The following is a 25,989-nucleotide window of genomic DNA, read 5'->3' as shown; positions in this document are numbered from 1 at the left end:
GGCCGGTTTTCCATGGATAGACTCGGCCGGTGACGCACCCTGCAGAGACCGGGCTCCGCCAGATCGTCGGAGCCGCCGTCGTCGACTCCCTCCAGCACCCCACCCGGCTCCTCGTGGCCCGCAGGACGGCGCCCCCGCAGTTCGCCGGGATGTGGGAGTTCCCCGGGGGCAAGGTGGAACCCGGCGAGACCTGCGAGGCGGCGCTCCTCCGTGAACTCGAGGAGGAACTGGGCATCGAGGCGCGGCTCGGCCCCGAGATCGGCGGCCCGGGTCCGCAGGGCTGGCCGCTCCACGCCACGGCGGCGATGCGCGTGTGGCTCGCCGAGACGGAGGCTGGTGAAGCGGCGCCCCTGCAGGACCACGACGAACTGCGCTGGGTGGCGCTCCACCCTGCCCGGGAACTCGACGCCCTGCCGTGGATCCCGGCCGACCGGCCCATCCTCGACGCCCTGCGGGCGATGACGGACCGCCTGGCCGGCGCGGCTAGAACAGCGCTGCCTGGACCGGCGTAGCCGTGGACCGGCCGGCGACCGGTTCCTGCTGTCCCGCAGGCGAGAGGCTGCGGAAGAAGCCGGCGCCCGCCGCCAGGCCGTGCTTCCCGCGGAACAGCCGGATCCTGCCGGACAGCCAGTCCCGGTACTCCTTGGATGCGTAGCTCCCCCCGCGGTAGAGCTCCTCGTAGCGTGGGACGAGATGCGGGTGGTGGGTTGCCAGCCACTGCATGAACCACTCGCGTGAGCCCGGCCGCAGATGGAGGGGACCCGCGGTGACCCCCGTGGCCCCCGCCGCCGCCAGCGCCCCGAACAGTCGGTCCAGCGACTCGTCCCCGTCCGAGAGCCAGGGCAGGATCGGCATGGCCAGGACACCGCACGGCAGGCCCGCCTCCCGCAGACGGGAGATGAGGGCCAGGCGTGCCTTCGGGGCGGGGGTCCCGGGTTCGATCGCCTCGGCGAGGACCGGGTCCACGAGCGCGAGGGAGATACCCATGCCGACCGGGACCGACCGCGCCGCGGCCTTCAACAGCGGCAGGTCGCGTGCCAGGAGCGTGCCCTTCGTGAGGATCGAGAAGGGCGTCCCCGAGTCCGCGAGGGCCCCGATGATCCCCGGCATGAGCCCGTAGCGGCCCTCCGCGCGCTGGTACGGGTCGGTGTTGGTCCCCAGGGCCACGTGCTCGCGCTCCCAGGAGGGGCGCGCGAGTTCGCGGGTGAGCACCTCGACGGCGTTGATCTTGACCACCAGCTGCGCATCGAAGTCGAGGCCCGTGTCCAGGTCGAGGTAACTGTGCGTCTTGCGGGCGAAGCAGTAGACACAGGCGTGGGAACAGCCGCGGAACGGGTTGATGGTCCAGGAGAACGGCATCGACGACGTCGGGGGGACCCTGTTGAGGATCGACCTGGCGGTCACCTCGTGGAACGTGATGCCCGCGAACTCGGGTGTCTGCACGCTGCGGACCAGCCCGGCCAACGGCAGCAGGGCCGGTGTCGACGGCACGACGCCGTCCGCTGTCACTTTCTGGCCTTCCCACCGCATGCCCCCAGTAGAACACGTGTACTAATTCTCCGCCACCGTCCGGAGCCTGACCTAGGCTGGGGGCATGATCCTGCTGACCGGCTTCGAACCCTTCGGGGGAGAACCGTCCAATCCGTCCTGGCTCGCCGCAGAGCGCGCGGCGCTGCTCCTGCGGGAGCAGGGGAGGGACGCTGTGGCCGTCGAACTCCCCTGCGTCTTCGGGGACAGCATCAAGGCGCTGGAGGGCGCACTGGTCCGTTTCCGGCCGGACATCGTGGTGTGTGCGGGGCAGGCCGGCGGGCGGAGCCGCGTCTCGGTGGAGCGCGTCGGCATCAACGTCGACGACGCCCGGATCGCCGACAACGCCGGACGGCAGCCCATCGATGAACCGGTGGTGCCCGGTGGTCCCGCCGCGTACTTCTCCTCGCTGCCCATCAAGGCGTGCCGTGAGGCGGTGGCGGCGCTCGGCATCCCGGTGGAGGTCTCGCAGACGGCCGGGACGTACGTCTGCAATCACGTCTTCTACGGGCTCATGCACCTGCTCGCCCAGCAGGGGCACTCCCGCGGGGGCTTCGTCCACGTCCCGTTCTCCATCGAGCAGGGCGAGGCACACGGGCAGCCGGGACTTGCGATCGACCTCATGGCCGAGGCCCTCGCAACCATTGCGACGACGACGGCGGACACGGGGGCGGACCTGCGGGTCGCCGCCGGCGCCGAGCACTGAGCCGGGCCCGGCACCCTGCCCTCACCGCCGCCGCGCACTCCTCGCAAGGGAGGCGACCGAGGCCCGGACCGTCCCCGCGAGCGGCCGGACCGGGCGCTCGCGGTAGCCGCCGTCGGACAGTCCCGCTCCCCGTTCGAAGGGATTGCGCGATGCCGGGTCACCGGTGCGCAGGAGCGAATAGCCCGCCGCCGCGAGATAGGCCGGCAGGAAGGGGAGTCCGAGACACGCAGCGTACTGGCGGGTGTGCCGCGCCTCGTGTTCGAGCAGTCGGGTGAAGCCCGCAGGGGCGTGGCGTGGCACGGTCCCCCGGAGGAGCACCACGCTGCCCACCGTGAAGGCCCGTGCCTTCGGGAGGCGCCGCCGGTAGCCCTCGGCGAGCAGGATACCGCCGGGTCCGGCGGAGATCCGGCAGCCGGAGAGGGCGGCGACGGCGAGACCGCACGGCGTCGACAGGTTGATCCAGTTGAGCAGCGGTACGAGCCTCCGGTCCATGCGGTCATCGTACGCGCGGCGGATCCGGCCCACGCCCTGAGGGCGGGCGCGAGTGCCGGCCGTTGCGACGGCGTCGAACCGGTCGCCTAGACTTGACACGCCGGTGCGCGCTCGCTGCGACCCGGCCTTTTCCTGTTCCCGCCAGAGGCGCGGCCCGCTCCGGCAGGCCGCCCGCCGTCCGAGAGTGCAAGGTAAGCCATCCCCATGTCCGAAACCCCAGAGCACGCCGGGCCCGACGGCCCCGAGGCCCCCGATGCTCGAGTCCCCGATCCGCTGGACGCCTCGTCGGTCGCCGCGGCCGTCGACGCCGCGCTCGCCGCCATCGCGGCAGCCGCAGACCTCGACGGGCTGAAGGGGGTGCGGATCGCGCACACCGGCGAGAAGTCTCCGCTGAGCCTCGCCAACCGGGGGATCGGTGCCCTGCCCAAGGAGCAGAAGTCCGCCGCCGGCAAGAACATCGGCCCGGCCCGCGGCCGGATCAACCAGGCGCTCGCCGCGCGCACCGTGGAGCTCGAAGCCGAGCGTGACGCACGGATCCTCATCGAGGAGGCCGTCGACGTCACCGCGGCCCCGCGCCGTCGCCGGACGGGAGCGCGGCATCCGCTGTCCACGCTGCAGGAGCGGGTCAGCGACGTCTTCGTCGGCATGGGCTGGGAGATCGCCGAGGGGCCCGAGCTCGAGTCGGAGTGGTTCAACTTCGACGCCCTGAACTTCAAGCCGGACCACCCGGCCCGCGAGATGCAGGACACCTTCTTCGTGGAGCCCCCGGAGGCCCACCTGGTGCTGCGCACGCACACGTCGCCGGTCCAGGTGCGCTCCATGCTCGAGCGCGAGCTGCCCATCTACGTCCTGTGCCCGGGCAAGGTGTTCCGCACGGACGAGCTCGACGCCACCCACACGCCGGTGTTCCACCAGTTCGAGGGCCTCGCCATCGACAAGGGCCTCACCATGGCCGACCTCGTGGGCACGCTGGAGCACTTCACGCAGCAGCTCTTCGGCGACGACGCCAAGGTGCGGTTGCGCCCCAACTACTTCCCCTTCACCGAACCGAGCGCGGAGCTGGACATCTGGCACCCCGGTGCCAAGGGCGGTCCGCGCTGGATCGAGTGGGGCGGCTGCGGCATGGTCAACCCCAACGTGCTGCGCGCCACCGGGATCGACCCGGACGTCTACTCCGGCTTCGCCTTCGGCATGGGGATCGAGCGGGCTCTGATGTTCCGCAACGAGGTCGGCGACATGCACGACATGATCGAGGGCGACGTACGTTTCAGCGAACACTTCGGGATGGAGATCTAGGTGAGAATCCCACTGTCATGGCTGCGCGAATACGCAGCCGTCCCTGCGGACGCGACCGCGGAAGAGGTCATGGCCGAGCTCGTCAAGGTGGGGCTGGAGGAGGAGGACGTCCACCGTCCCACCGACGAGCTGAGCGGCCCGATCGTCGTGGGCCAGGTGCTCAGCCTCGTCAGCGAGCCCCAGTCCAACGGCAAGACCATCAACTGGTGCCAGGTCCGCGTGGTGCCGGAGGGAGCCGCGCAGACGCTCACAGGCGACGGTATCGACCCCTCCGGCGTGCAGGGCATCGTCTGTGGCGCCCACAACTTCGTCGAGGGTGACAAGGTGGTCGTGACGCTGCCCGGCGCCGTCCTGCCCGGCGACTTCCGGATCAGCCCCCGCAAGACCTACGGCCACGTATCGGCCGGCATGATCGCGTCGGTGCGCGAGCTCGGGATCGGCGACGACCACGACGGCATCCTGGTGCTCTCCACCCTGGGGCTCGACCCCGAGGTGGGCACCGACGCCATGGAGCTGCTCGGCCTCTACGACGAAGCCGCGGAGATCAACGTGACGCCCGACCGCGGGTACTGCTTCTCCATCCGCGGCGTCGCCCGGGAGTACGCCCACGCGACCGGGACGGCGTTCACCGATCCGGCCGGCGCCGTCGTCGTGCCTCCCGCCGCCGGCACCGGGTACCCGGTGCGCCTCGAGGACGGGGCGCCCATCTACGGCACACCGGGATGCGACCGCTTCGTGGTCCGGACGGTGCGGGGCGTCGACCCGACGCGGCCCACGCCGCCCTGGATGTCAGCGCGCCTGCGCCTCGCCGGGATCCGCTCCATCTCCCTCGTGGTCGACATCTCCAACTACGTGATGCTGGAGCTCGGCCAGCCGTTGCACTTCTACGACCTCGACAAGCTGTCGGGCGACATCGTGGTGCGGCGCGCGAGTGCGGGCGAGAGCCTGCGGACCCTCGACGACAGGGAGCGCACGCTCGACCCCGAGGACCTCCTCATCACCGACGCGTCCGGGCCGATCGGCATCGCGGGTGTGATGGGTGGCGCCTCCACCGAGGTCTCCGACGGCACGAGCAACGTGCTCATCGAGTCCGCCCACTTCGACGACGTCAGCATCGGACGCTCGCGTCGCCGGCACCGGCTCCCGTCCGAGGCATCCAGGCGCTTCGAGCGCGGCGTCGACTGGCAGATCGCGGACATCGCCGCGCAGCGCGCCGTCGAGCTCCTCCTCGACCTTGCGGGCGGCTCCGTGGACGACGCCGCGACCGACGTCGGGCAGCCGCCCGCGCCGCGCGTCATCGACCTCGCCGCCGATTTCCCGGAGCGCCTGGTCGGACGTGCCTTCACCGACGAGGAGATCACCGGTACGCTCACCGACCTCGGCGCAGCCGTGGAGCCGACCGTCGGCGGCTACCGCGTCACCGCGCCCAGCTGGCGTACCGACCTCGAGACGCGCGAGGACCTGACCGAGGAGATCATCCGCCTCCTCGGCTACGACACCATCCCGTCGACCCTGCCCGTCGCGCCCCCCGGTCGTGGCCTGACGCGTGTCCAGCAGCAGCGCCGCCGCCTCCTCAACGCCCTGGCGGCGGCTGGTCTCACCGAGGTGCTGTCCTACCCGTTCGTCGGGGGACGAGCCAACGCCGTCTTCGGCAGCCCGGAGGAGGGCGCGGAGGTTCCGTCGGTGAAGCTCGCCAACCCGCTCAGCGCGGAACGCGGCTACCTCCGCCGGTCGCTCCTGCCGGGCCTCGTCGAACTCGCGAAGCGGAACCACTCGCGCGGGTTCCGTGACCTGGCGCTGTTCGAGTCCGGGGCGGTCTTCCTGCCGGCCGGGCCACTGGGGACGGAGTCCATCCCGCCGCTGGGCGTCAGGCCCGACGACGGCGTGCTCGACGACCTCTACGCCGGGATCCCCGACCAGCCGCAGACCGTCGCCGCGCTGTTCACCGGCCACGAGGCCGCTCCCTCGGCCGGGGTCGCACCGCGAGCCTGGGACTGGGCCGATGCCATCGATGTGGTGCAGCTGATGGCGCAGGTCACCGGCGTCGACGTCGTCGTCCGGCAGGGAAGCCACCAGGCGTTCCACCCCGGCCGGACCGCGGAGATCTCGCTGCGCAGCGGCGAGGTGCTCGGCCACGCCGGCGAGCTCCACCCGAAGCTGATCGCGGCCGAGGATCTCCCGGCGCGCACGGTCGCGCTCGAGGTGGACGTCGATCTGCTCTTCGAGGCCGCGGCCGACGTCATCGTCGCGCGGCCGCTGTCCACGTATCCGCCGGCCACGCAGGATGTCGCGCTGGTGGTGGACGCCGCCGTGGTCGCGGGGGACGTGCTCGAGGCACTGCGTGAGGGCGCCGGCGCGCTGCTCGAGGACGTCAGCCTGTTCGACGTCTACACGGGACACGGCATCGGGGAGGGACGGAAGTCCCTGGCGTTCGCCCTGCGGTTCCGGGCGCCCGACCGCACGCTGACCGCGGAGGAGGCCAGTGCCGCGCGGGACGCCGCCGTGGCACTCGCCGCCGACCGGTTCGGTGCCGTGCAGCGCTGATCTCCCGGATGGAGGCCCGTCCCGAGCAGGGGCGGGCCTCCCGGCTGGAGAACCACCCCGGCCGCAGGTGCTGGAGGCCTGACCCCTGCCCGAAGACTCAGGGGATCAGCAGTACCTTGCCGGTGGTCCGCCGCGCCTGGAGGTCCTCGTGGGCGCGGGCCGCGTCGGCCAGCGCGTACCGGGCGCCGATCCTCACGTCCAGCTGACCTGCGGCGACGGCGCCGAACAGCTCCTCCGATCGCCAGCGCCGCTCCTCGGGGGTGAGCAGGTAGTGCGCGAGCGTAGGCCGCGTCACGAAGAGCGAGCCACCGCTGTTGAGGCGCTGCAGGTCCACCGGTGGTACCGCCCCGGACGCGGCACCGAAGAGGACCATCGTGCCGCGGATGCGCAGCGAGCGCAGCGACTCGTCGAAGGTCGCCTTCCCGACGCCGTCGAACACCACGTCCACACCGGTCCCGCCGGTCGAGGTCCTCACCGCGTCGGCGAAGCCCTCGTACTTCAGGACCTCGTCGGCACCCGCGCCCCGCGCCAGGTCCTCCTTCTCGGCGGTGGACACCGTGGTGATCACCCGGGCGCCCCTGGCCTTGAGCAGCTGGATCAGCAGCAGGCCCACGCCGCCGGCACCGGCGTGCACGAGGACGGTGTGCCCGGATTGCACGGGGAACGTCGAGGTGATGAGGTAGTGCGCCGTCATGCCCTGCAGGGGGAGGGCTGCCGCGGTCTCGAGGTCCACGCCGTCGGGCACGGGCAGCGCACGATCGGCGTCCACGAGTGCGTACTCCGCGTACGTGTTGCTGCCTTCGGCGAAGGCCACCCGGTCACCCGCTTCGAAGCCTGCCACGCCCTCGCCCAGCGCCTCCACGGTCCCTGCCGCTTCGGCTCCGGGAGTGAACGGATGCTCGACGGCGTAGACGCCGCTGCGCTGGTAGGTCTCGATGAAGTTGACCCCGGCGGCCGCTACCTTCACCAGGAGCTGGCCGGGGGCGGGATCCGGGCGTTCGACGGTTGCGAGGGTGAGGACATCCGGACCGCCGGGTCCGGTGACGACGATGGCTGAGGGCATGATGGTTCCCTTTCGGTGGCGTTCCCTCATGCTATTCCCGGGACGGACCCGTCCGGTGGCACTGATCCCGGTCCACTGTGGTGCATAAATATGTGAACGAACGCATGGAGTTGCTGTACGATCGAGACCATGACGTTCACAGCAGCTGTTTCCGGCGCCAGCGGCTACGCCGGAGGCGAGCTCCTGCGCCTCCTCGCCAACCACCCCGACATCGAGGTCGGGGCGATCACCGCCCACAGCAATGCCGGGTCCCGCCTCGGTGAGCTGCAGCCGCACCTGCACTCCCTCGCCGATCGCGTGCTTCAGGACACCACGCCCGAGGTGCTCGCGGGGCACGATGTCGTCTTCCTCGCCCTGCCGCACGGCACGAGCGCGGAGCTCGCCGCACAGCTGTCACCCGAGACACTGGTCATCGACGCCGGTGCGGACCACCGGCTGCAGGATCCCGCCGCGTGGGAGAAGTTCTACGGTTCCGCCCATGCCGGCAGCTGGCCGTACGGGCTGCCGGAACTCCCGGGCTGCCGGACAGACCTCGTGGGCGCCCGGCGCATCGCCGTCCCGGGCTGCTATCCCACGAGCGTGCTGCTCGCCCTGACCCCGGGTTTCGTCGCCGGTCTCCTTGAGCCGGACGACGTCGTCATCGTCTCCGCCTCCGGCACCTCCGGCGCGGGCAAGGCGGCCAAGCCGAACCTCATCGGCTCCGAGGTCATGGGCGGCATGAGCCCCTACGGGGTCGGCGGCGGCCACCGTCACACCCCCGAGATGGAGCAGGGACTCAGCCTCGCGGCCGGCGAGCGCGTCTCGCTGTCCTTCACGCCCACCCTCGCGCCGATGGCGCGCGGCATCCTCACGACGGCGACCGCGCGCGTGAAGCCCGGCATCGGGTACGCGCAGCTGAGGAACGCGTGGGAAGCCGCCTACGCGGACGAGCCGTTCGTGCGGGTCCTCCCGGAGGGCCAGTGGCCCTCGACGAAGTCGGTCCTCGGGAGCAACCACGCCGCCCTGCAGCTCGCCTTCGACGAGCATGCCGGCCGCGTGATCGTCAGCAGCGTCATCGACAACCTCACCAAGGGGACCGCCGGCGGCGCCGTACAGTCCATGAACATCGCCCTAGGACTCGACGAGGCCCGGGGCCTGACCATCCAGGGGATCGCACCGTGAGCATCACCTATCCGGGCGGGTTCCGCGCTTCTGGCGTCGCGGCCGGCCTCAAGAGCACCGGCAAGCCCGACGTCGCCCTCGTGGTCAACGACGGGCCGCTGCACAACGCCGCGGCGGTCTTCACCTCGAACCGCGTGGCGGCCGCTCCCGTCCTGTGGTCGCGCCAGGTCGTGTCCGATGGACGCGTCGACGCCGTCGTCCTCAACTCCGGAGGTGCCAACGCGTGCACCGGACCGGAGGGTTTCCAGAACACCCACCGGACGGCGGAGGTCGCCGCCGAACTGCTCGGCGTCTCCGCGACCGATGTGTTCGTGTGCTCCACCGGCCTCATCGGCGAGCAGCTCCCGATGGACAGGCTCCTGTCCGGGGTGACGGAGGCCGCCGGGTCGCTCGGCAGGGGAGGCGGGCCCACCGCGGCCGAGGCGATCATGACCACGGACACCGTGTCCAAGGAGGCGCGCTACCCGGCCACCGCCGACTCCGCGAGCGAGGGCTACGCCATCGGCGGCATGGCCAAGGGCGCGGGCATGCTCGCGCCGGGACTCGCCACCATGCTCGTGGTCCTGACGACGGACGCCGCCCTGGACCCCGTAGCCCTCGACGCGGCCCTCCGCGAAGCCACGCGTGTGAGCTTCGACCGGACCGACGCGGACGGCTGCATGTCCACGAACGACACCGTGGTTCTGCTCGCCTCCGGCGCCGCCGGCGTCGCCCCCGACCAGGCGCAGTTCACGGCCGCGCTCACGCAGGTCTGCCTCGACCTCGCCGCACAGCTGATCCACGACGCCGAGGGTGCGAGCCACACGATCGCCGTGACCACGGTCAACGCAGCCAGCGAGCGCGACGCCGAGGTGGTCAGCCGCGCCGTCGCGCGCTCGAACCTCTTCAAGACGGCGATCTTCGGCAACGACCCCAACTGGGGACGCGTCCTCGCCGCCGTCGGCACGACGGACGCGGCGTTCGAACCCGAGCGGCTGAACGTGTCCATGAACGGCGTGCAGATCTGCCGCAACGGCGGCATCGGGGAGTCCCGCGACCTCGTGGACCTCACCGCGCACGACGTCACGGTCGAGATCGACCTCTCCGCCGGGCCCGCGAGCGCCACGATCTGGACCAACGACCTCACGCACGAGTACGTGCACGAGAACTCCGCGTACTCGAGCTGACGGGAGTCACCATGAACGGCACGCCGACCCACACCTCCATGCTCCAGGCCCAGGACAAGGCCGCCACGCTGATGGAGGCCCTGCCCTGGATCCAGCGCTTCGCCGGGACCACGATGGTCATCAAGTACGGCGGCAATGCCATGGTGGACGACGCCATGCGGCGCGCCTTCGCCGAGGACATCGTCTTCCTGCACCATGTCGGCATCCATCCCGTCGTCGTGCACGGGGGAGGACCGCAGATCAACGCGATGCTGGAGCGCCTCGGCATCGAGTCCGAGTTCAAGGGCGGGCTGCGCGTCACGACCCCCGAGGCCATGGATGTGGTCCGGATGGTCCTCACCGGTCAGGTCGGCCGTGAACTCGTGGGTCTCATCAACTCGCACGGACCCTACGCCGTCGGTCTGTCGGGGGAGGACGGCGGCCTGCTCCGTGCCGTCCGCACGGGCACCGTCGTGGACGGCGAGCCCGTGGACCTCGGGCTCGTCGGCGAGGTGACCGCCGTGCACCCGGGCGCGATCCTCGACATCCTGCAGGCCGGCCGCATCCCCGTCATCTCGACCGTCGCCCCCGAGTACGACGGCGACGGCGAGGCGACGCAGCAGGTGCTCAACGTCAACGCCGACTCCGCGGCCGCCGCGCTCGCCGCAGCCCTCGGCGCGTCGAAGCTCGTGATCCTCACCGACGTCGAGGGCCTCTACGCCGCCTGGCCGGACCGCAGCTCCATCATCTCCTCCCTCTCCACCACGCAGCTGCGCGAGCTCCTGCCGGGCCTGGAATCGGGCATGATCCCGAAGATGAAGGCCTGCCTCCAGGCCGTCGAGGCCGGTGTCGAGCGCGCGCACATCGTGGACGGGCGCCTGGCCCACTCGATGCTGCTGGAGACCTTCACCACCGCGGGCATCGGTACGCAGGTCGTGCCGGACGCCGCCGTCATCGACACCCCGGGAGCGCCCTCGTGAACGACACCGAGACGACCGCGACAGTCTCGGCGACCGGGCCCGGCGCCGACGCGCTCACGGGCGCCGCATCGGGCGCGGACTGGCTCGCCCGGTACAACGGGTCGCTGATGGGCGTGTTCGGCACGCCGCAGCGCGTCCTCGTGCGCGGTGCGGGCTGCACCGTGTGGGACGCCGACGGCAACGAGTACCTCGACCTCCTCGCAGGGATCGCCGTGAACGCCCTCGGCCACGCGCACCCGTTCGTCACGTCCGTCGTCTCGAGCCAGCTGGCGACCCTCGGCCACATCTCCAACTTCTTCACGAGCCCCACGCAGGTGGCGCTCGCCGAGAAGCTGCTGAAGCTCTCCCAGGCGCCCGCCGGCTCCCGCGTCTTCTTCACCAACTCCGGGGCCGAGGCCCTCGAGGCGGCCATGAAGCTGGCGCGCCGCAACAGCACGCCCGAGCGGCACCGTATCCTCGCCCTCGACGGAGCCTTCCACGGCAGGACCATGGGTGCTCTCGCGCTCACCTCCAAGAAGGCCTACCGCGAACCGTTCGAACCGCTTCCCGGTGGCGTCGAGCACATCCCGTTCGACGACGTCGACGCCCTGCGCGCCGCCATGGACGGAACAGTGGCGGCCCTCGTGATCGAACCCATCCAGGGGGAGGCGGGGGTCCGCCCGCTCTCCCCGGAGTACCTCCGCGCGGCACGGGAGCTGACCCGCGAGCACGGTGCCCTGCTGATCCTCGACGAGGTCCAGTCCGGCATCGCGCGGACGGGCCGCTGGTTCGCCCACCAGTGGGTGGACGGCGTCGTCCCGGATGCCATGACCCTCGCCAAGGGCCTCGGCGGCGGATTCCCCGTCGGCGCGCTCGTCACGTTCGGCGAGGACGTCTCGACACTCATCTCCGCAGGCCAGCACGGCACAACGTTCGGCGGCAACCCGGTGGCGACGGCGGCAGGGCTCGCGACCCTGCACACGCTCGAATCCTCGGACGCGCTGCAGCACGTCGCCGACGTCGGCGCGTACCTGCGGGAGAACCTCGCCGCCGTGCAGGGCGTCACCTCGGTGCGCGGCGGAGGGCTGCTCATCGGGTTCGACCTCGACGGCGGCCACGCACCGGCGGCGGTGCAGGCCGCGCTCGGCGCAGGATTCATCATCAACGCGACCGGTCCGGCCACCATCCGCCTCGCCCCGCCGCTGATCCTCACACGGGAGCAGGCGGCGACGTTCATCCACGCCCTGCCCTCGATCCTCGCGACCGCCCGCACGACTGCCCGGGAGGCAATCTCATGACGCGCCACTTCCTCGTCGACACGGATCTCTCGCCCGCCGAGCAGACCGAGGTGCTCGACCTCGCCGCGGAGCTGAAGTCGAAGCCGTACTCCCACGCGCCGTACGCCGGGGAGGGGGCGGGCCGGAAGACTGTCGCGGTGATCTTCGACAAGACCTCCACCCGCACCCGGGTCTCCTTCGCCGCAGGGATCGCCGACCTCGGCGGGGTGCCGCTCATCATCGGGGCGGGCGACTCCCAGCTCGGGCACAAGGAATCCATCACGGACACGGCGAAGGTGCTCGAGCGGATGGTCGCCACGATCGTCTGGCGCACCTACGCGCAGGCGGGCCTCGAGGAGATGGCCGCGGCATCGAGCGTCCCGGTCATCAACGCCCTGTCCGACGACTACCACCCCTGCCAGCTGCTGGCGGATCTCCTGACCATCCGCGAGCACAAGGGCACCCTCGCCGGACTGACCATGACCTACCTCGGGGACAGCGCCAACAACATGGCCAACTCCTACCTCCTCGCCGGCGCAACGGCCGGGATGCACGTCCGCATCGCAGGACCCGACGGCTACCTCCCCGACCCCGCGGTGGTGGCCGCCGCGGAGCAGCGCGCCACGGAGACCGGCGGTTCGGTCCTCGTGACCACCGACGCCGCCACCGCGCTCGCGGGCGCGGACGTCGTCGCCACGGATACCTGGGTATCCATGGGCCAGGAGGACGAGAAGGCCGCACGGCAGGACCTCTTCCGCGCGTACGCGGTCGACGCGGCGGCCATGGCGCAGGCCGCACCCGACGCCGTCGTGCTCCACTGCCTGCCCGCCTACCGCGGGTACGAGATCAGTGCGGACGTCATCGACGGCCCGCAGTCCCTGGTCTGGGACGAGGCGGAGAACCGGCTGCACGCCCAGAAGGCCCTCATGGCGTGGCTCGTCGCGAAGTCGGGGACGCCGGGGATGCCGGGGACGCCGTCGTGACCATGCAGCGCGATTCGGCCCGACCCACCACGAAGACGGCGCGGCACGCCCGCATCGCGGACCTGCTCACGGCACAGTCCGTGCGCTCGCAGGTCGAGCTCGCCACACTCCTCGCGGCCGAGGGCGTGCAGGTGAACCAGGGGACGCTGTCACGGGACCTCGTGGAACTCGGCGTCGTGCGCGTCAGAGGGGCCGACGGCGCCCTCGTCTACGCGGTCCCGGTGGAGGGCGGCGGGCGCCACGTGCAGAGCGCCGTCTCCCAGGAGCTCCTGGATGCACGGCTGGCGAAACTGTGCACCGAACTGCTCGTCACCGCCGAGGCCTCGGGCAACATCGTCATCCTGCGCACCCCGCCGGGAGCGGCGAACTTCCTCGCCCTGGCCATCGACCACTCCGTGATGCCCTCGATCCTCGGCACCATCGCGGGCGACGACACCGTGATGCTGGTGAGCCGTGACCCCGACGGCGGAGCGGCCGTCGCCGAACGGTTCCTCGGGCTCGCCCAGGAGCCGCAGGGACCCGCCGACCCCTCCTGACCCCGCAGCAGGGACCGGCCCTGCGCCGGCCGTGCGCGGCATGACACCCTGAACACCTACAGACCCACGGGCACCCGCCCGGACAATCGAAGGAGCATTTCCCGTGACAGAACGCATCGTCCTCGCCTACTCCGGCGGACTGGACACCTCCGTCGCCATCGGCTGGATCGCCGAAGCCACCGGGGCCGAGGTCATCGCCGTGGCCGTCGACGTCGGACAGGGCGGCGAGTCCCTCGAGACGATCCGCCAGCGCGCCCTCGGCTGCGGTGCGGTGGAGGCGTACGTGGCCGACGCCCGCGAGGAGTTCGCCACCGACTACTGCATGCCCGCCCTGAAGACCAACGCCCTCTACATGGACGCGTATCCGCTCGTCTCGGCCCTGTCACGTCCCGTCATCGTCAAGCACCTCGTCGCCGCGGCGCGGGAGTTCGGCGCCACGACGGTGTCCCACGGCTGCACGGGCAAGGGCAACGACCAGGTGCGGTTCGAGGTGGGCATCCAGACCCTCGGCCCGGACCTCAAGTGCATCGCGCCCGTCCGCGACCTCGCGCTCACCCGCGACAAGGCCATCGCCTTCGCCGAGGAGAAGGGCCTGCCGATCGAGACCACCAAGAAGAACCCGTTCTCCATCGACCAGAACGTCTGGGGCCGCGCGGTCGAGACGGGCTTCCTCGAGGACATCTGGAACGGTCCCACCAAGGACGTCTACGACTACACGGCGTCGCCCGAGTTCCCGCCCGCCGCGGACGAGGTGACCATCTCCTTCAAGGAGGGCATCCCGGTGGCGATCGACGGCCACGCCGTCACGCCGCTGCAGGCCATCGAGGAGCTCAACCGCCGCGCCGGTGCGCAGGGCATCGGCCGCATCGACATCGTCGAGGACCGCCTCGTCGGGATCAAGAGCCGCGAGATCTACGAGGCCCCCGGTGCCATGGCCCTCATCGCCGCGCACCGCGAACTCGAGAACGTGACCATCGAGCGCGAGCAGGCACGCTTCAAGAAGACCGTGGACCAGCGCTGGACCGAACTGGTGTACGACGGCCAGTGGTTCTCCCCGCTGAAGCGCTCGCTCGACACCTTCGTCGACGACACCCAGAAGTACGTCACCGGCGACATCCGCATGGACCTCCACGGCGGCCGCGCGACCGTCACGGGCCGCCGGTCCGACGTCGCCCTCTACGACTTCAACCTCGCCACGTACGACTCCGGCGACACCTTCGACCAGTCGATGGCCCGTGGCTTCATCGAGATCTTCGGACTGTCCTCCAAGGTGGCATCGAGCCGGGACCAGCGGGCGGGCGCCTGATGGCCCGAGCGCAGGACGGGGGGCGCCCGGTGGGCCCACGAGCGCAGGGGTCCCCGGCCGAGCGGAGCGAGGTCGGGGGGCGCCCGGGGACGAACGAGGGCTCGCTGTGGGGTGGCCGGTTCGCCGGCGGCCCCGCCGACGCCCTCGCGGCGCTGAGCAAGTCGACGCACTTCGACTGGCGCCTCGCCACCTACGACATCGAGGGATCCCGCGCCCACGCGCGCGTGCTCCACCGGGCGGGCCTGCTCGACGAGGCCGAACTCGCGGGCATGATCGACGCCCTCGACCGGCTGGACACCGACGTGCGGTCCGGCGCCTACCTGCCGGCCGAGACCGACGAGGACGTGCACGGCTCGCTCGAGCGCGGCCTGATCGAGCGCGCGGGCCCGGCCCTCGGCGGCAAGCTGCGCGCCGGCCGGTCGCGCAACGACCAGGTGGCGACGCTGGGACGCATGTACCTGCGGGACCACGCCCGCATCATCGCCGGCGGTGTCCTCGCGACCATCGGTGCCCTCGTCGACCAGGCGGAGGCACACCTCGAGGTGGCCATGCCGGGCCGCACGCACCTGCAGCACGCCCAGCCCGTCCTGCTCAGTCACCACCTCCTAGCCCACGCGTGGGCGCTGCTGCGCGACGTGCAGCGCCTGCAGGACTGGGACCGGCGTGCCGGTGTCTCGCCCTACGGCTCCGGCGCCCTGGCCGGTTCGTCGCTGGGCCTCGACCCCGAAGCCGTGGCCGCCGACCTCGGTTTCTTCTCCGCCACGCACAACTCCATCGACGGCACCGCCGCGCGGGACGTGTACGCGGAGTTCGCGTGGGTCACGGCGATGATCGGCGTCGACCTCTCCCGTGTGAGCGAGGAGATCATCATCTGGGCCACGAAGGAGTTCTCCTTCGTCACGCTCGACGACGCCTACTCGACGGGCTCGTCGATCATGCCGCAGAAGAAGAACCCCGACGTCGCCGAGCTCGCGCGCGGCAAGGCGGGCCGGCTGATCGGGGACCTGACCGGACTGCTCGCGACGCTCAAGGGACTGCCCCTGGCGTACAACCGTGACCTGCAGGAGGACAAGGAGCCCGTGTTCGACGCCGTCGACACACTTGAGGTCCTCCTGCCGGCGGTGTCCGGCATGATCGCGACGCTCGTGTTCAACACCGGGCGCATGGCGGCGCTCGCTCCCCAGGGGTTCGCCCTGGCGACGGACATCGCCGAGTGGCTCGTCCGGCAGGGCGTCCCGTTCCGTGAGGCGCACGAGCTCTCGGGTGCCGCCGTCCGGGTCGCCGAGCAGCGCGGTGTCGAACTGTGGGATCTGACGGATGAGGAGTTCGCAGGAATCTCGGCGCACCTCACGCCTGCGGTCCGCGAGGTCCTGACGGTCGAGGGTTCCCTGGCCAGCCGCGACGCGCAGGGCGGCACGGCCCCCGCCGCCGTCCGACGCCAGCTCGCCGTGCTGCGGGGAGAGCTCGACGACGTCGCGGTGTACGCGGGTCCGTGACCCGCGCGGCGTGGCTCCCGCCCGGAGCCACGCCGCCCGGGGCATCCGGATGTCCCGCTACGCCGGCCGCGAAAGTCCTTTGACACGCCTCTGCACCCGGCGCAGTGTGTGTCCATGCAGCCCACCGACCAGCGCGCGACGCTCCGCGAGTTCTTCCCCTACCTCCGGGGGCACGTCCGCGTACTCGTCGTGGTCGCCGCGGTCTCCCTGATCTCGACCGGGCTGGCGATCGCCCAGCCCCTCATGGTCCAGCAACTCGTCAACGCGGTCTCGGCCGGCCGTCCCGCCACAGTATTCATCTGGCTGCTCGTGGCCATCACCCTCGGCGCCGCCGTCTTCGGTGCCGCCCAGTCCTACCTCCTGCAGCGGACGGCGGAATCGGTGGTCCTCGGGGTCCGCCGGTCCCTGGTCGGCCAGCTGCTGGCCCTGCCGATCCGCGAGTTCGACCGGCGCAGGGTCGGCGACCTCATGTCGCGCGTCGGCTCCGACACCACGCTGATGCGCAGCGTCATCACCTCGGGGCTGTTCGAGATCGTGTCCTCGGTGCTGATGTTCTTCGCCGCCGTCGTCCTGATGGTGATCATCGATCCGCTGCTCTTCGGCATAACCCTGGCCGCCGTCCTCCTCGGCGCGGGAGGCGTCCTGTTCCTCGGTCGGCTCATCCGCAGGCGCAGCCGGGACGTGCAGGACGCCGTCGGGTCCATGACGGCCGCCGTCGAGCGGGGCCTCTCGGGGATCCGCACCATCAAGGCCTCCGTCGCCGAGGAGCGCGAAGCCGCGGTGATCGACGTCGAAGCCACGAAGGCCTACCGGGCGGGTATCGCGATGGCCCGGCTCCAGGCGGCGGTCCAGCCCATCATGTCCATCTGCATCCAGGGTGCCTTCATCGTGGTGCTCGCCGTCGGCGGTATCCGCGTCGCTGCGGGGGAGCTGCTGCTCGGCGACCTCATCGCGTTCATCCTCTACCTGTTCCTGCTCGTGATGCCCATCGGCTCCGCCATGAGCGCCTTCGTGCAGATCCAGTCAGGGCTGGCCGCGCTGGACCGCATCCAGGAGATCGCGCGGCTCGAGCCCGAGCGGACGGACGAGGAGCAGCCGGTCCCGGCGGGGCCGGCCGTGGTGCCTGTCGTGGCGCCCGGGACCCCGCCGCCCGCACCGTCTCCCGCGGCGAGCGCGAGCGGCACGATAGAGCTCCGCGATGTCAGCTTCCGCTACACCGCTACGGACTACACCGTGACGGACGCGTCCTCCGGGGGACCGGCCGCGTCCGGAGGAGCAACCGGGGAAGCGATAGGGGGAGCGGCAGGGCGGGACGACCGGCAGGGATCCGTGTCGGCGGATCCGCTGGAGGCACTGGACCCGTTCGAGGGCGAACCCCTCGTCCTCGACGGCGTCAGCTTCTCCGCCCCCGCGGGCAGCAGGACGGCGCTGGTCGGGCCGTCGGGTGCCGGCAAGTCCACCGTGCTCGCACTCCTCGAACGGTTCTACGAGCCGACGGACGGCAGGATCATCGTCGACGGTACCGATCTGTCACGAATCCCGCGGTCCGAGCTCCGCTCCCGCATCGGCCTCGTGGAACAGGAGGCCCCCGTGCTCAGCGGGACCCTCGCGGACAACCTACGACTGGCCGCTCCGCAGGCGACCGACGACCAGCTCCGCCGCGTCCTCGCCGCCGTGGGCCTCGACGAGCTCGGGGAGCGCTCCGACGACGGCCTCGACCTCAACCTGGGGGAGGACGGCATCCGCCTCTCGGGCGGACAGCGGCAGCGCCTGGCCTGGGCGCGGGTGATCCTCGCGGACCGGCCCGTCCTGCTGATGGACGAGCCCACCTCCGCCGTCGACTCCCGCACCGAGCAGCTCCTCCAGCGGACGCTGGGGGAGGCCTCGCGGAACCGGACGGTCGTCGTCGTGGCCCACCGCCTGTCGACGATCGCGGACTTCGACCAGATCGTCGTGCTCGACCAGGGGCGCGTGGAGGCCGTCGGCACGCACGAGGAGCTCCTGGGGAGCAGCGAGCTCTACCGCGACATGGCGGCCCGCCAGCGCCTCGTGGCGCACGCCTGATCAATCACATCAGGGGAGCACGCCCGGCCTCACGGTCGAGCAGGCGCTGCTTCACCGGCAGCCCCCACCGGAACCCGCCGAGCGTACCGTCCGTGCGGATGATCCTGTGGCACGGGACGAAGAGCGCTGCAGCGTTCTTGGCGCAGGCGGCCGCGGCGGCCCGGACGGCGGCGGGGTTGCCGGCGCGCTCGGCGTACTGGAGGTAGGTGACCGGGGCCCCCGGCCGGACGGCGCGGAGCACCTCCCATGCATGCACCCGGAACGGTCCCGAGGCCTGCCGCACCCGCACCGTCCCGATCGCGTCGAAGTCGCCGTCGTAGTAGCGGGAGACGGCGTCGAGGATCGGACGGACCGAGGAGGCGGCAGGATCGAAGGCCGTCGCCCGGATGCCCGGATGGATCTGCCCCGTCAGCTCGGAGGCGAGCTCGGTCCAGCCGGAGGCGAGCACCGTGCCCTCCGCCTCGATCACGGTGAAGGGGCCGTCGGGCGTACCGACGGTCGTGGTCGTGGCACCGGGCAGCGCGGTCGGGGGAGTGAGGATGGCGGTCATGGTGGGAATCCCTTCGATGGTCACAGGGTAGACGGGGCAGGGTCAGGCGACGACATCGAGCGATTCCGCGCCGGTCCTGCCGGCGCCACGCAGGGCCGCGGCGCGCCAGAGGTGGACGGTCGCGTACGAGCGCCAGGGGCGCACCACCGCCATCGCGTCGTCGAGAGCTGGAGCGGGAGCCTGCACGGGGTTCGGCCCGACGGCGTCCCGGCTCACGAGACGCCACCCCGTGCGCACGGCGGCGTCGGTCGGCAGGTGTGTGTCGGGATGGCCGAGGACGCGCATGGTGACGCAGTCCGCAGTCCGTCGATCCATCCCGGGGAGCTGCAGCAGATCGGCGCGTAGCGTCTCCGGTCGCGCTCCCACACCCACATCGAGCGCGCCCGACGCCAGGAGCCGTGCCGCCGTCCGCAGGGCGTCGTCCCGGCGAAGCGGCCCGCGCAGCAGCGCCTCGGGCGCGTCCGCGAGGTCCTGCGCGGACGGGAACATCCTCGACAGGCCGGTGCCGGGGACGTCGACGGGAGGTCCGACCCGGGCGATGCGGCCGAGGGCTGCCGTCGCCGCGGTGGCCGACTGGCGGCCGACGATCGCCCGGATGAGGATCTCGTGGGGGTCCACCGCACCGGGAAGCCGGAGACCGGGGGTGGCGGCTGCGAGGCGACCGAAGGCGGCGCTCCGTGCGAGGGCGGCATCGATGGCCACGGGGTCGGAGTCGAGGTCGAAGAGCCGCCGGATCCGGCTCAGCAGCGCCGGCAGGTCACCCAGCCCCGCCACCGAGACCGTCACGGGCAGGGCGGCCTGCCCGGTGCCGCGCGGCACTGCGGGACCCGCCCTGAACCAGGCCGGGCCGGCCGGCAGGCGCAGCAGCCTCTCGTACGCGGCGTCGGTCGCCTGTTCGACGCCGTCCACGGCGCGCGCGGCGAGGAAACGGAGGATCCCGTTGTCGTACGGCAGCCGCGTGGGCAGGAACAGCGGAATGCGCACGGGGCCGCCGGACGCGGCATCCCCCGCGTGGGCTTCCCTCGCCTGCCGGGACGCGTCCCGCAGCTGTCCCGGCGTGAGGTCGAAGACCTGGTGGACGGTGTCGTTGAACTGGCGGATGCTCCCGAAGCCGGCCGCGAAAGCCACGTCGGAGAAGCGCAGCGTCGAGGCGGTGAGCAGCGTCCTGGCGGTCTGGGCGCGGTGCGCGCGGGCGAGGGCCAGCGCGCCCGCTCCGAGTTCGTCCTTCAGGATGCGGTTGAGGTGGCGCGCCGAGTACCCGAGCCGGGCCGCGAGACCCGCCACGCCCGCCCTGTCCACCTCGCCGTCGGCGATGAGCCTCATCGCGCGGGCGGCGGCGTCGCTGCGGAGATTCCACTCCGGGTCCCCGGGCACCGCCTCCGGCAGGCACCGCTTGCAGGCACGGTACCCGGCCTCGTGCGCGGCGGCGGGTGTGCGGTAGAAGGTGACGTTGGAGGGCTTCGGCGTGCGGGCGGGACACGAGGGGCGGCAATAGATGCCGGTGCTCGAGACGGCGGTGACGAACTGCCCGTCGAAGCGCACGTCGCGGGCGTCGATCGCCCGGTACTGCTGCCAGAAGTCCATGCCGTCATCCTCCCACCTGCCGGAAGCGCTCACTAGCGGGTTTCGGACACGACGGCGGGAACGTCCCACGTGGGCTTGCTACGGTCGACGGGTGGGACAGAGCGGGGCAGCAGACGTACGCGGGAGACTGGGCGGCAGCGCGCTCGACGTCGCCCCCTGGCTGCTCGGTGCACACCTGACCCACACGGACGACGACGGTCAGGTGACCGTCCGCGTCTCGGAGGTGGAGGCCTACCTCGGCCCCGACGACCCGGGCTCGCACGCCTTTCGGGGGAAGACCGCACGGAACGCCACCATGTTCGGCCCGGCCGGCCACCTCTACGTCTACTTCACCTACGGCATGCACTACTGCGCGAACATCGTGTGCGGCACCGAGGGGTGGGCCACGGGCCTGCTGCTCCGCGCGGGGGAGATCACCGAGGGCAGGGACCTCGCCCGTGAGCGGCGCTCCCGACCCGCCACGGACCTCGACCTTGCACGGGGCCCGGCCCGGCTCGCGCAGGCGCTGGGCCTGGATCGCCGGTCCGACGGTGCCGATGTCCTCGCGCACCCCTTCCGGCTCGTCCTGCCGGAGTCGCCTCCCTCGGACATCGGCCGTGGCCCCCGCGTCGGTGTCAGCGGTGCCGGCGGGACCGGGCAGTATCCGTGGCGTTTCTGGTTGCCCGGGGACCCGACCGTCTCGCGCTATCGTCCCGGCAAGCCCCCCACAGCACGTAGTGTTGATCCGTGACAATCAGCGGAGCGGACGCCGGCAGCACCCCGGGGACAGCAGCAGGACCAGCCGGACTCGCAGCGGGTGCGGCGGGCGCGATCGACCGCCTGTGCGCCGTCGTCCCCGACTTCCCGTCACCGGGCATCATGTTCCGGGACCTCACCCCCGTCTTCTCGGATGCCGAGGCCTTCCGTACGGTCGTCGACGCCGTCTCCGCACCGTTCGCCGGGACCTTCGACGCGGTCGCCGGGGTGGAGGCCCGTGGGTTCCTCCTCGCCGCCGCCGTCGGCTATGCGACCGGGACCGGCGTGGTCACTGTGCGCAAGGCGGGCAAGCTGCCCCGCGCCGTGTACAGCGAGTCCTACGACCTCGAATACGGTCAGGCGACGCTCGAGATCCACCAGTCCGACCTCCCCGCCGGGGCACGCGTCCTGGTGCTCGACGACGTCCTGGCCACGGGTGGAACGCTCGTCGCCGCGTGCGCGTTGCTCGAAAAGGCCGGAGCCGTCGTCGTGGGCTGCGGAGTGGTCCTCGAACTGGGCGATCTGGGCGGCCGGGACACCCTGGCAGGCCGGAACGTCCACGCGCTGAAGACCGTGTAGCGAAGCGCTAGACTTGACGGTCCGTCTTTGAAGGAAGGTAGTGTCCGATGCACGAGACGTCCCACGCCAGGGCCGAGCTGGACCACGAGCGCCGCTACGTCGACGGGCTGTACCGCCGCCTCGACGAACTCCGCGCGGAGAAGGTCGAGCAGCTCGCCGAGGTCCGGCGCACCCAGGCGGCCGGCTCCCACCAGAACCGGTCGGAGCGGGACGCCTTCGCCACGATGTACGAGGACCGCCTCGCCCAGTTGAACGCTGTCGACGACCGCCTCGTGTTCGGCCGTCTGGACCTCGACAGCGGCGAGGAACGGTACATCGGCCGCATCGGCCTCTCGGACGACGACCTCCGGCAGCTCATGGTGGACTGGCGCGCACCCGAGGCCGGCACCTTCTACCAGGCCACCGCCTTCGAGCGCATGGGCGTCCGACGCCGTCGCCATCTCATCCTGTCGCGGCGCGACGTCGTCGCCATCGAGGACGACGTCCTCGACGCGGACCTCCTCGGCGACGACGCCTCCCTGCAGGGCGAGGGCGCCCTGCTCGCGGCGCTGAACTCGCGGCGCACCGGACAGATGTCGGACATCGTCGGCACCATCCAGGCCGAGCAGGACCGCATCATCCGGGCGCCCCTCCCCGGGGTCACCGTGGTGCAGGGCGGCCCCGGGACCGGCAAGACGGCCGTCGCGCTCCACCGCGCCGCCTACCTCCTCTACACCCACCGCGACCGGCTGAAGTCGGCCGGCGTCCTCCTCGTCGGGCCGACGGACGCCTTCATGAAGTACATCGAACGCGTGCTGCCGTCCCTCGGTGAGACGGGCGTGGTCATGGCCGGTATCGGCACCCTGATGCCCGGCGTGACGACGGTGCAGGAGGCGAGCGAGCAGGCAGCGGCCATCAAGGGCCGGCTGCAGATGGCCGAGGTCCTCCGGACCGCCGTCGCCAATCGGGAGCGCGTGCCGGCGGAGAACAAGCGAGTCAACGTCGAGGGGACCATGCTCACGCTCACCCCCCGGCAGGTGGCCCGTGCGCGCGACCGCGCGCGTGCGACCGGCAAGCCGCACAACGAAGCGCGCGTCACGTTCGTCAAGATCCTCCTCCGGGAGCTCACCGAGCAACTGCTGGACAAGCTCGAGGAGTCGTCGGGCGGGGGGAACAACGCGGACCGCTCCTACCTCGCCGAGGACGTCCGCAGTTCCCGCGACGTGAGGATCGCGCTCAACCTCGCCTGGATGCCACTCACACCGCAGAAGCTCGTCTCCGAACTGTTCGCACGCCCGGAGCTGCTCCGTGCGGCGGCGCCTGCACTCTCCGACGCCGAGGTGGCTGCCCTGACCCGGCCCGCCGACGCCCCGTGGACCGAGGCCGATGTCCCTCTCCTCGACGAGGCCGCCGAGCTCCTGGGAGAGCTGGATGCCTCGGCCGGACGGGACACCTCCGCCCGGGAGCAGGAGCAGAAGCGCGACCTCGCCAACGCCGAGCGCGCCCTGGAGAACGTCAACGCCTCGCTCGAGGACGCCGGCGTGGACGGGGTGCTCACGGCGGAGGATCTCGCGCAGCACAACGCGGTGACGGCCACGCGCCTGTCCGCAGCGGAACGTGCCTCCGGCGACCGCACCTGGGCGTACGGCCACATCGTGGTGGACGAGGCGCAGGAGCTCTCGCCCATGCAGTGGCGCCTCCTGATGCGCCGGTGTCCGCTGAAGTCGTTCACCATCGTCGGCGACATCGCACAGACGAGTTCCGCGGCAGGCTCCAGGTCCTGGCAGCAGGCGCTCGAGCCGTTCGTGGGCGAGCGCTGGCAGCTGGAGGAGCTGACGGTCAACTACCGCACCCCCTCGCAGATCGCCGAAGCCGCGGTCCGGATGGCCAACGCCGCCGGCCTGGTCGTCTCCGCCCCGAAGGCGGTCCGTGAGGGCCGCTTCCCGCCCGTCCTCGACACCGTCCCGGATCTCCTGCCTGCCCTCCTGGAGGCGATGCCCGAGGAGCTCGCCGCGATCGACGGCGGGCTGCTCGCCGTCATCGCTCCCGAACACCTCGTGCACGACGTCCGTGCCGCTCTGAACCCGGTCTACGACAGCCGCGTCGGGACGGGAGCAGGCGGACCGGGCCAGGACATCGTGGTCATCGGACCCCGCGAATCGAAGGGCCTGGAGTTCGACGGCGTCGTCATCCTCGAACCGCAGGAGATGCTCGACTCGGCGACGGCCCGGGTGGGCGATCTCTATGTCGCCATGACCCGCCCCACGCAGCGGCTCCGCGTCATCTCCAGCGGCCGGATTCCTGCCGGTATCGCCGGCTGATAATTTGGAGGGGTGTCCCAGCGAACAGAAACCCCGGTCAGTGGCCTCGACGGCCAGCGCAACGATCCGTCCTTCGACGGCGTGTACGACGAGCTGGTGTGGCGGGGCCTGGTCTATGTGTCCACCGACGAGGGTGAGCTGAGGGAGCTGCTGGCCGGCGCGCCGATCACGTTCTACTGCGGCTTCGACCCGACCGCACCCAGTCTGCACCTGGGCAACCTCGTGCAGCTCCTGACGATGCGCCGGCTGCAGCTGGCCGGTCACCGGCCGCTTGGCCTGGTCGGCGGGTCCACGGGCCTCGTGGGTGATCCTCGGCCCACGGCCGAGCGCACCATGAACACCAAGGAGACCGTCGCCGAGTGGGTCGGTTCCCTCCAGGGGCAGGTGCAGAAGTTCCTCGACTTCGAGGGGGAGAACGCCGCGCGGATGGTCAACAACCTCGACTGGACCGGGCCGATGAGCGTCATCGATTTCCTGCGCGACGTCGGCAAGTACTTCCGCGTGGGCACGATGATCAAGAAGGAGACGGTCGCCAAGCGGCTCAACTCCGACGAGGGCATCAGCTACTCCGAATTCAGCTACCAGATCCTCCAGGGCATGGACTACCTGCAGCTGTACCGCGAGTACGACTGCGTGCTGCAGACCGGTGGGTCCGACCAGTGGGGGAACCTCACCAGTGGCACCGACCTGGTGCGCAAGGTCGAGGGCAAGGGCGTTCATGCGATCGGTACGCCGCTGATCACGAACTCGGACGGCACGAAGTTCGGCAAGAGCGAGGGCAACGCCATCTGGCTCGACGCCGCGATGACCAGCCCGTACGCCATGTTCCAGTTCTGGCTCAACACCTCCGACGCCGACGTCGCCGAGCGGCTGCGGATCTTCACCTTCCGCACCCGCGCCGAGATCGAGGACCTCGAGCGCGCGACGGTGGAGCGTCCCCACGCCCGCGAGGCCCAGCGGGCGCTGGCCTACGACGTCACCTCCCTGGTGCACGGGGTCGAGGCGACCGAGAAGGTCATCGCCGCATCGGCCGCCCTCTTCGGGCAGGGGGATCTCATGGCACTGGACCCGGCCACCCTCCAGGCCGCGACCGCGGAACTGGAATCGGTGATCGTCACGAGGGAGGGGCTGGGGATCGTCGACCTGCTGGTCGCCACCGGTCTCTCGGCGAGCAACTCGGCGGCACGACGGACGGTGGCCGAAGGCGGGGCCTACGTGAACAACGCGAAGATCGCCGACGCCGACCACGTCGTGGGGGAAGCCGAACTCCTGCACGGACGGTACCTGCTCGTGCGCCGCGGCAAGCGCAACCTGGCCATGGTCGACGTCGGCTGACCAGTCCGGCCCCAGGGGCCGGCATCCTCCTCACGAGGGTGCCGGCCCTTGGCGTCCCGCAACCCTGTTGCGGTGGGGTGACGTGTGGGTGGATTTGGTGGTGGGGGTGGGGTGGTCGTATAGTTATGGAGTTGCCCCGGTGAGGGCGGCAAACCCCCCTTGCAGAGTTGAAGTCGTTTCAGCGTGTGCGGTGCATGTCGTTGGGATGGGCTTCTGGTTTGTTGTCGGTTGTGTGGGTCTGTTGGTGGATCGTTGGTCGTCCTCGGGGCGGTTGGAGCGGTTCGGGACGGGTTTGCGGGATCGGGCTGGTGGGGGTAGGCTTGTGAAGTTGCTTCGGAGCGAGGACATGAC

22 protein-coding genes are annotated in these 25,989 nt (G+C 71.4%); 17 read left to right on the top strand and 5 right to left on the bottom strand.

The window, feature by feature from the left end; all coding sequences use genetic code 11:
• Nucleotides 1-29: 29 nt before the first annotated feature.
• A complete protein-coding gene (locus AC4D2C_RS16745; RefSeq protein WP_490915957.1) occupies nucleotides 30-512 on the top strand; it encodes an NUDIX domain-containing protein in 483 nt (160 codons plus the stop codon).
• On the opposite strand, the gene AC4D2C_RS16740 is transcribed toward AC4D2C_RS16745, so the two are convergent.
• Complete coding sequence (locus tag AC4D2C_RS16740) at nucleotides 484-1,530, bottom strand: Rv2578c family radical SAM protein (RefSeq protein WP_490915956.1); 1,047 nt, start codon at nucleotides 1,528-1,530, stop codon at nucleotides 484-486. The two genes, AC4D2C_RS16745 and AC4D2C_RS16740, sit on opposite strands and share 29 nt — an antisense overlap.
• Before the next feature lie 64 nt (nucleotides 1,531-1,594).
• Between AC4D2C_RS16740 and pcp the strand changes: the two genes are divergently transcribed.
• A complete protein-coding gene (pcp, locus tag AC4D2C_RS16735) occupies nucleotides 1,595-2,233 on the top strand; it encodes a pyroglutamyl-peptidase I (RefSeq protein ID WP_490915955.1) in 639 nt (212 codons plus the stop codon).
• 21 nt (nucleotides 2,234-2,254) lie between these two features.
• Here the strand turns inward: pcp and AC4D2C_RS16730 are convergent, their stop codons facing one another.
• On the bottom strand, nucleotides 2,255-2,725 hold the full coding sequence (locus AC4D2C_RS16730; protein ID WP_490908179.1) for an eCIS core domain-containing protein: 471 nt from the start codon (nucleotides 2,723-2,725) through the stop codon (nucleotides 2,255-2,257).
• Between the two features lie 204 nt (nucleotides 2,726-2,929).
• On the opposite strand from AC4D2C_RS16730, the gene pheS reads away from it, so the two are divergent.
• Both pheS and pheT read left to right on the top strand, forming a co-directional pair.
• Nucleotides 2,930-4,021, top strand: coding sequence for a phenylalanine--tRNA ligase subunit alpha (pheS, locus tag AC4D2C_RS16725; protein WP_490915954.1), 1,092 nt, complete (start codon nucleotides 2,930-2,932; stop codon nucleotides 4,019-4,021).
• Nucleotides 4,022-6,565 (top strand): phenylalanine--tRNA ligase subunit beta, encoded by a 2,544-nt coding sequence (gene pheT / locus AC4D2C_RS16720; protein ID WP_490915953.1) that lies wholly within the window; start codon nucleotides 4,022-4,024, stop codon nucleotides 6,563-6,565.
• A 97-nt stretch (nucleotides 6,566-6,662) separates the two neighbouring features.
• Here pheT and AC4D2C_RS16715 read toward each other — a convergent pair whose 3' ends face one another.
• The gene (locus AC4D2C_RS16715; protein ID WP_490915952.1) at nucleotides 6,663-7,628 is read right to left on the bottom strand and encodes a quinone oxidoreductase family protein; all 966 of its coding nucleotides are present in this window, start codon (nucleotides 7,626-7,628) and stop codon (nucleotides 6,663-6,665) included.
• Nucleotides 7,629-7,757: 129 nt separating this feature from the next.
• Between AC4D2C_RS16715 and argC the strand changes: the two genes are divergently transcribed.
• From argC to AC4D2C_RS16670, 9 genes are all read left to right on the top strand, one after another.
• Entirely contained in the window at nucleotides 7,758-8,789 is a 1,032-nt protein-coding gene (argC, locus tag AC4D2C_RS16710; RefSeq protein ID WP_490915951.1) for an N-acetyl-gamma-glutamyl-phosphate reductase, read from the top strand.
• Nucleotides 8,786-9,955 (top strand): bifunctional glutamate N-acetyltransferase/amino-acid acetyltransferase ArgJ, encoded by a 1,170-nt coding sequence (gene argJ, locus AC4D2C_RS16705; RefSeq protein WP_490915950.1) that lies wholly within the window; start codon nucleotides 8,786-8,788, stop codon nucleotides 9,953-9,955. The genes argC and argJ overlap by 4 nt, the downstream gene beginning before the upstream one ends.
• Before the next feature lie 11 nt (nucleotides 9,956-9,966).
• A complete protein-coding gene (gene argB / locus AC4D2C_RS16700; protein WP_490915949.1) occupies nucleotides 9,967-10,914 on the top strand; it encodes an acetylglutamate kinase in 948 nt (315 codons plus the stop codon).
• Entirely contained in the window at nucleotides 10,911-12,191 is a 1,281-nt protein-coding gene (locus AC4D2C_RS16695; protein WP_490915948.1) for an acetylornithine transaminase, read from the top strand. Before argB ends, AC4D2C_RS16695 begins: the two co-directional genes overlap by 4 nt.
• On the top strand, nucleotides 12,188-13,153 hold the full coding sequence (argF, locus tag AC4D2C_RS16690; RefSeq protein ID WP_490915947.1) for an ornithine carbamoyltransferase: 966 nt from the start codon (nucleotides 12,188-12,190) through the stop codon (nucleotides 13,151-13,153). Before AC4D2C_RS16695 ends, argF begins: the two co-directional genes overlap by 4 nt.
• A gap of 2 nt (nucleotides 13,154-13,155) precedes the next feature.
• A complete protein-coding gene (locus AC4D2C_RS16685) occupies nucleotides 13,156-13,689 on the top strand; it encodes an arginine repressor (RefSeq protein ID WP_490908328.1) in 534 nt (177 codons plus the stop codon).
• Between the two features lie 103 nt (nucleotides 13,690-13,792).
• Entirely contained in the window at nucleotides 13,793-14,995 is a 1,203-nt protein-coding gene (locus tag AC4D2C_RS16680; protein WP_490908170.1) for an argininosuccinate synthase, read from the top strand.
• Nucleotides 14,996-15,024: 29 nt separating this feature from the next.
• Nucleotides 15,025-16,491, top strand: a complete 1,467-nt coding sequence (gene argH, locus AC4D2C_RS16675; protein ID WP_490915946.1) for an argininosuccinate lyase — start codon at nucleotides 15,025-15,027, stop codon at nucleotides 16,489-16,491.
• Between the two features lie 114 nt (nucleotides 16,492-16,605).
• Entirely contained in the window at nucleotides 16,606-18,555 is a 1,950-nt protein-coding gene (locus AC4D2C_RS16670; RefSeq protein WP_490915945.1) for an ABC transporter ATP-binding protein, read from the top strand.
• A gap of 4 nt (nucleotides 18,556-18,559) precedes the next feature.
• Here AC4D2C_RS16670 and AC4D2C_RS16665 read toward each other — a convergent pair whose 3' ends face one another.
• Complete coding sequence (locus AC4D2C_RS16665) at nucleotides 18,560-19,105, bottom strand: methylated-DNA--[protein]-cysteine S-methyltransferase (protein WP_490915944.1); 546 nt, start codon at nucleotides 19,103-19,105, stop codon at nucleotides 18,560-18,562.
• Nucleotides 19,106-19,147: 42 nt separating this feature from the next.
• Nucleotides 19,148-20,689, bottom strand: coding sequence for a DNA-3-methyladenine glycosylase 2 family protein (locus AC4D2C_RS16660; protein WP_490915943.1), 1,542 nt, complete (start codon nucleotides 20,687-20,689; stop codon nucleotides 19,148-19,150).
• Nucleotides 20,690-20,780: 91 nt separating this feature from the next.
• On the opposite strand from AC4D2C_RS16660, the gene AC4D2C_RS16655 reads away from it, so the two are divergent.
• The 4 genes from AC4D2C_RS16655 (at nucleotide 20,781) to tyrS (ending at nucleotide 25,638) form a co-directional block, all read left to right on the top strand.
• Complete coding sequence (locus AC4D2C_RS16655) at nucleotides 20,781-21,419, top strand: DNA-3-methyladenine glycosylase (protein WP_490915942.1); 639 nt, start codon at nucleotides 20,781-20,783, stop codon at nucleotides 21,417-21,419.
• An 80-nt stretch (nucleotides 21,420-21,499) separates the two neighbouring features.
• Nucleotides 21,500-22,003, top strand: a complete 504-nt coding sequence (locus AC4D2C_RS16650) for an adenine phosphoribosyltransferase (RefSeq protein ID WP_490916089.1) — start codon at nucleotides 21,500-21,502, stop codon at nucleotides 22,001-22,003.
• Between the two features lie 47 nt (nucleotides 22,004-22,050).
• The gene (locus AC4D2C_RS16645) at nucleotides 22,051-24,303 is read left to right on the top strand and encodes a HelD family protein (protein WP_490915941.1); all 2,253 of its coding nucleotides are present in this window, start codon (nucleotides 22,051-22,053) and stop codon (nucleotides 24,301-24,303) included.
• A gap of 12 nt (nucleotides 24,304-24,315) precedes the next feature.
• Nucleotides 24,316-25,638: a tyrosine--tRNA ligase gene (gene tyrS, locus AC4D2C_RS16640; protein ID WP_490915940.1), complete on the top strand. Its 1,323-nt coding sequence runs from the start codon at nucleotides 24,316-24,318 to the stop codon at nucleotides 25,636-25,638.
• The last annotated feature ends 351 nt before the right edge of the window (nucleotides 25,639-25,989 follow it).

The sequence above is a fragment of the Arthrobacter sp. TJ-240 genome (assembly GCF_058269195.1).
This window is presented reverse-complemented; position numbering and strand designations above follow the sequence as displayed.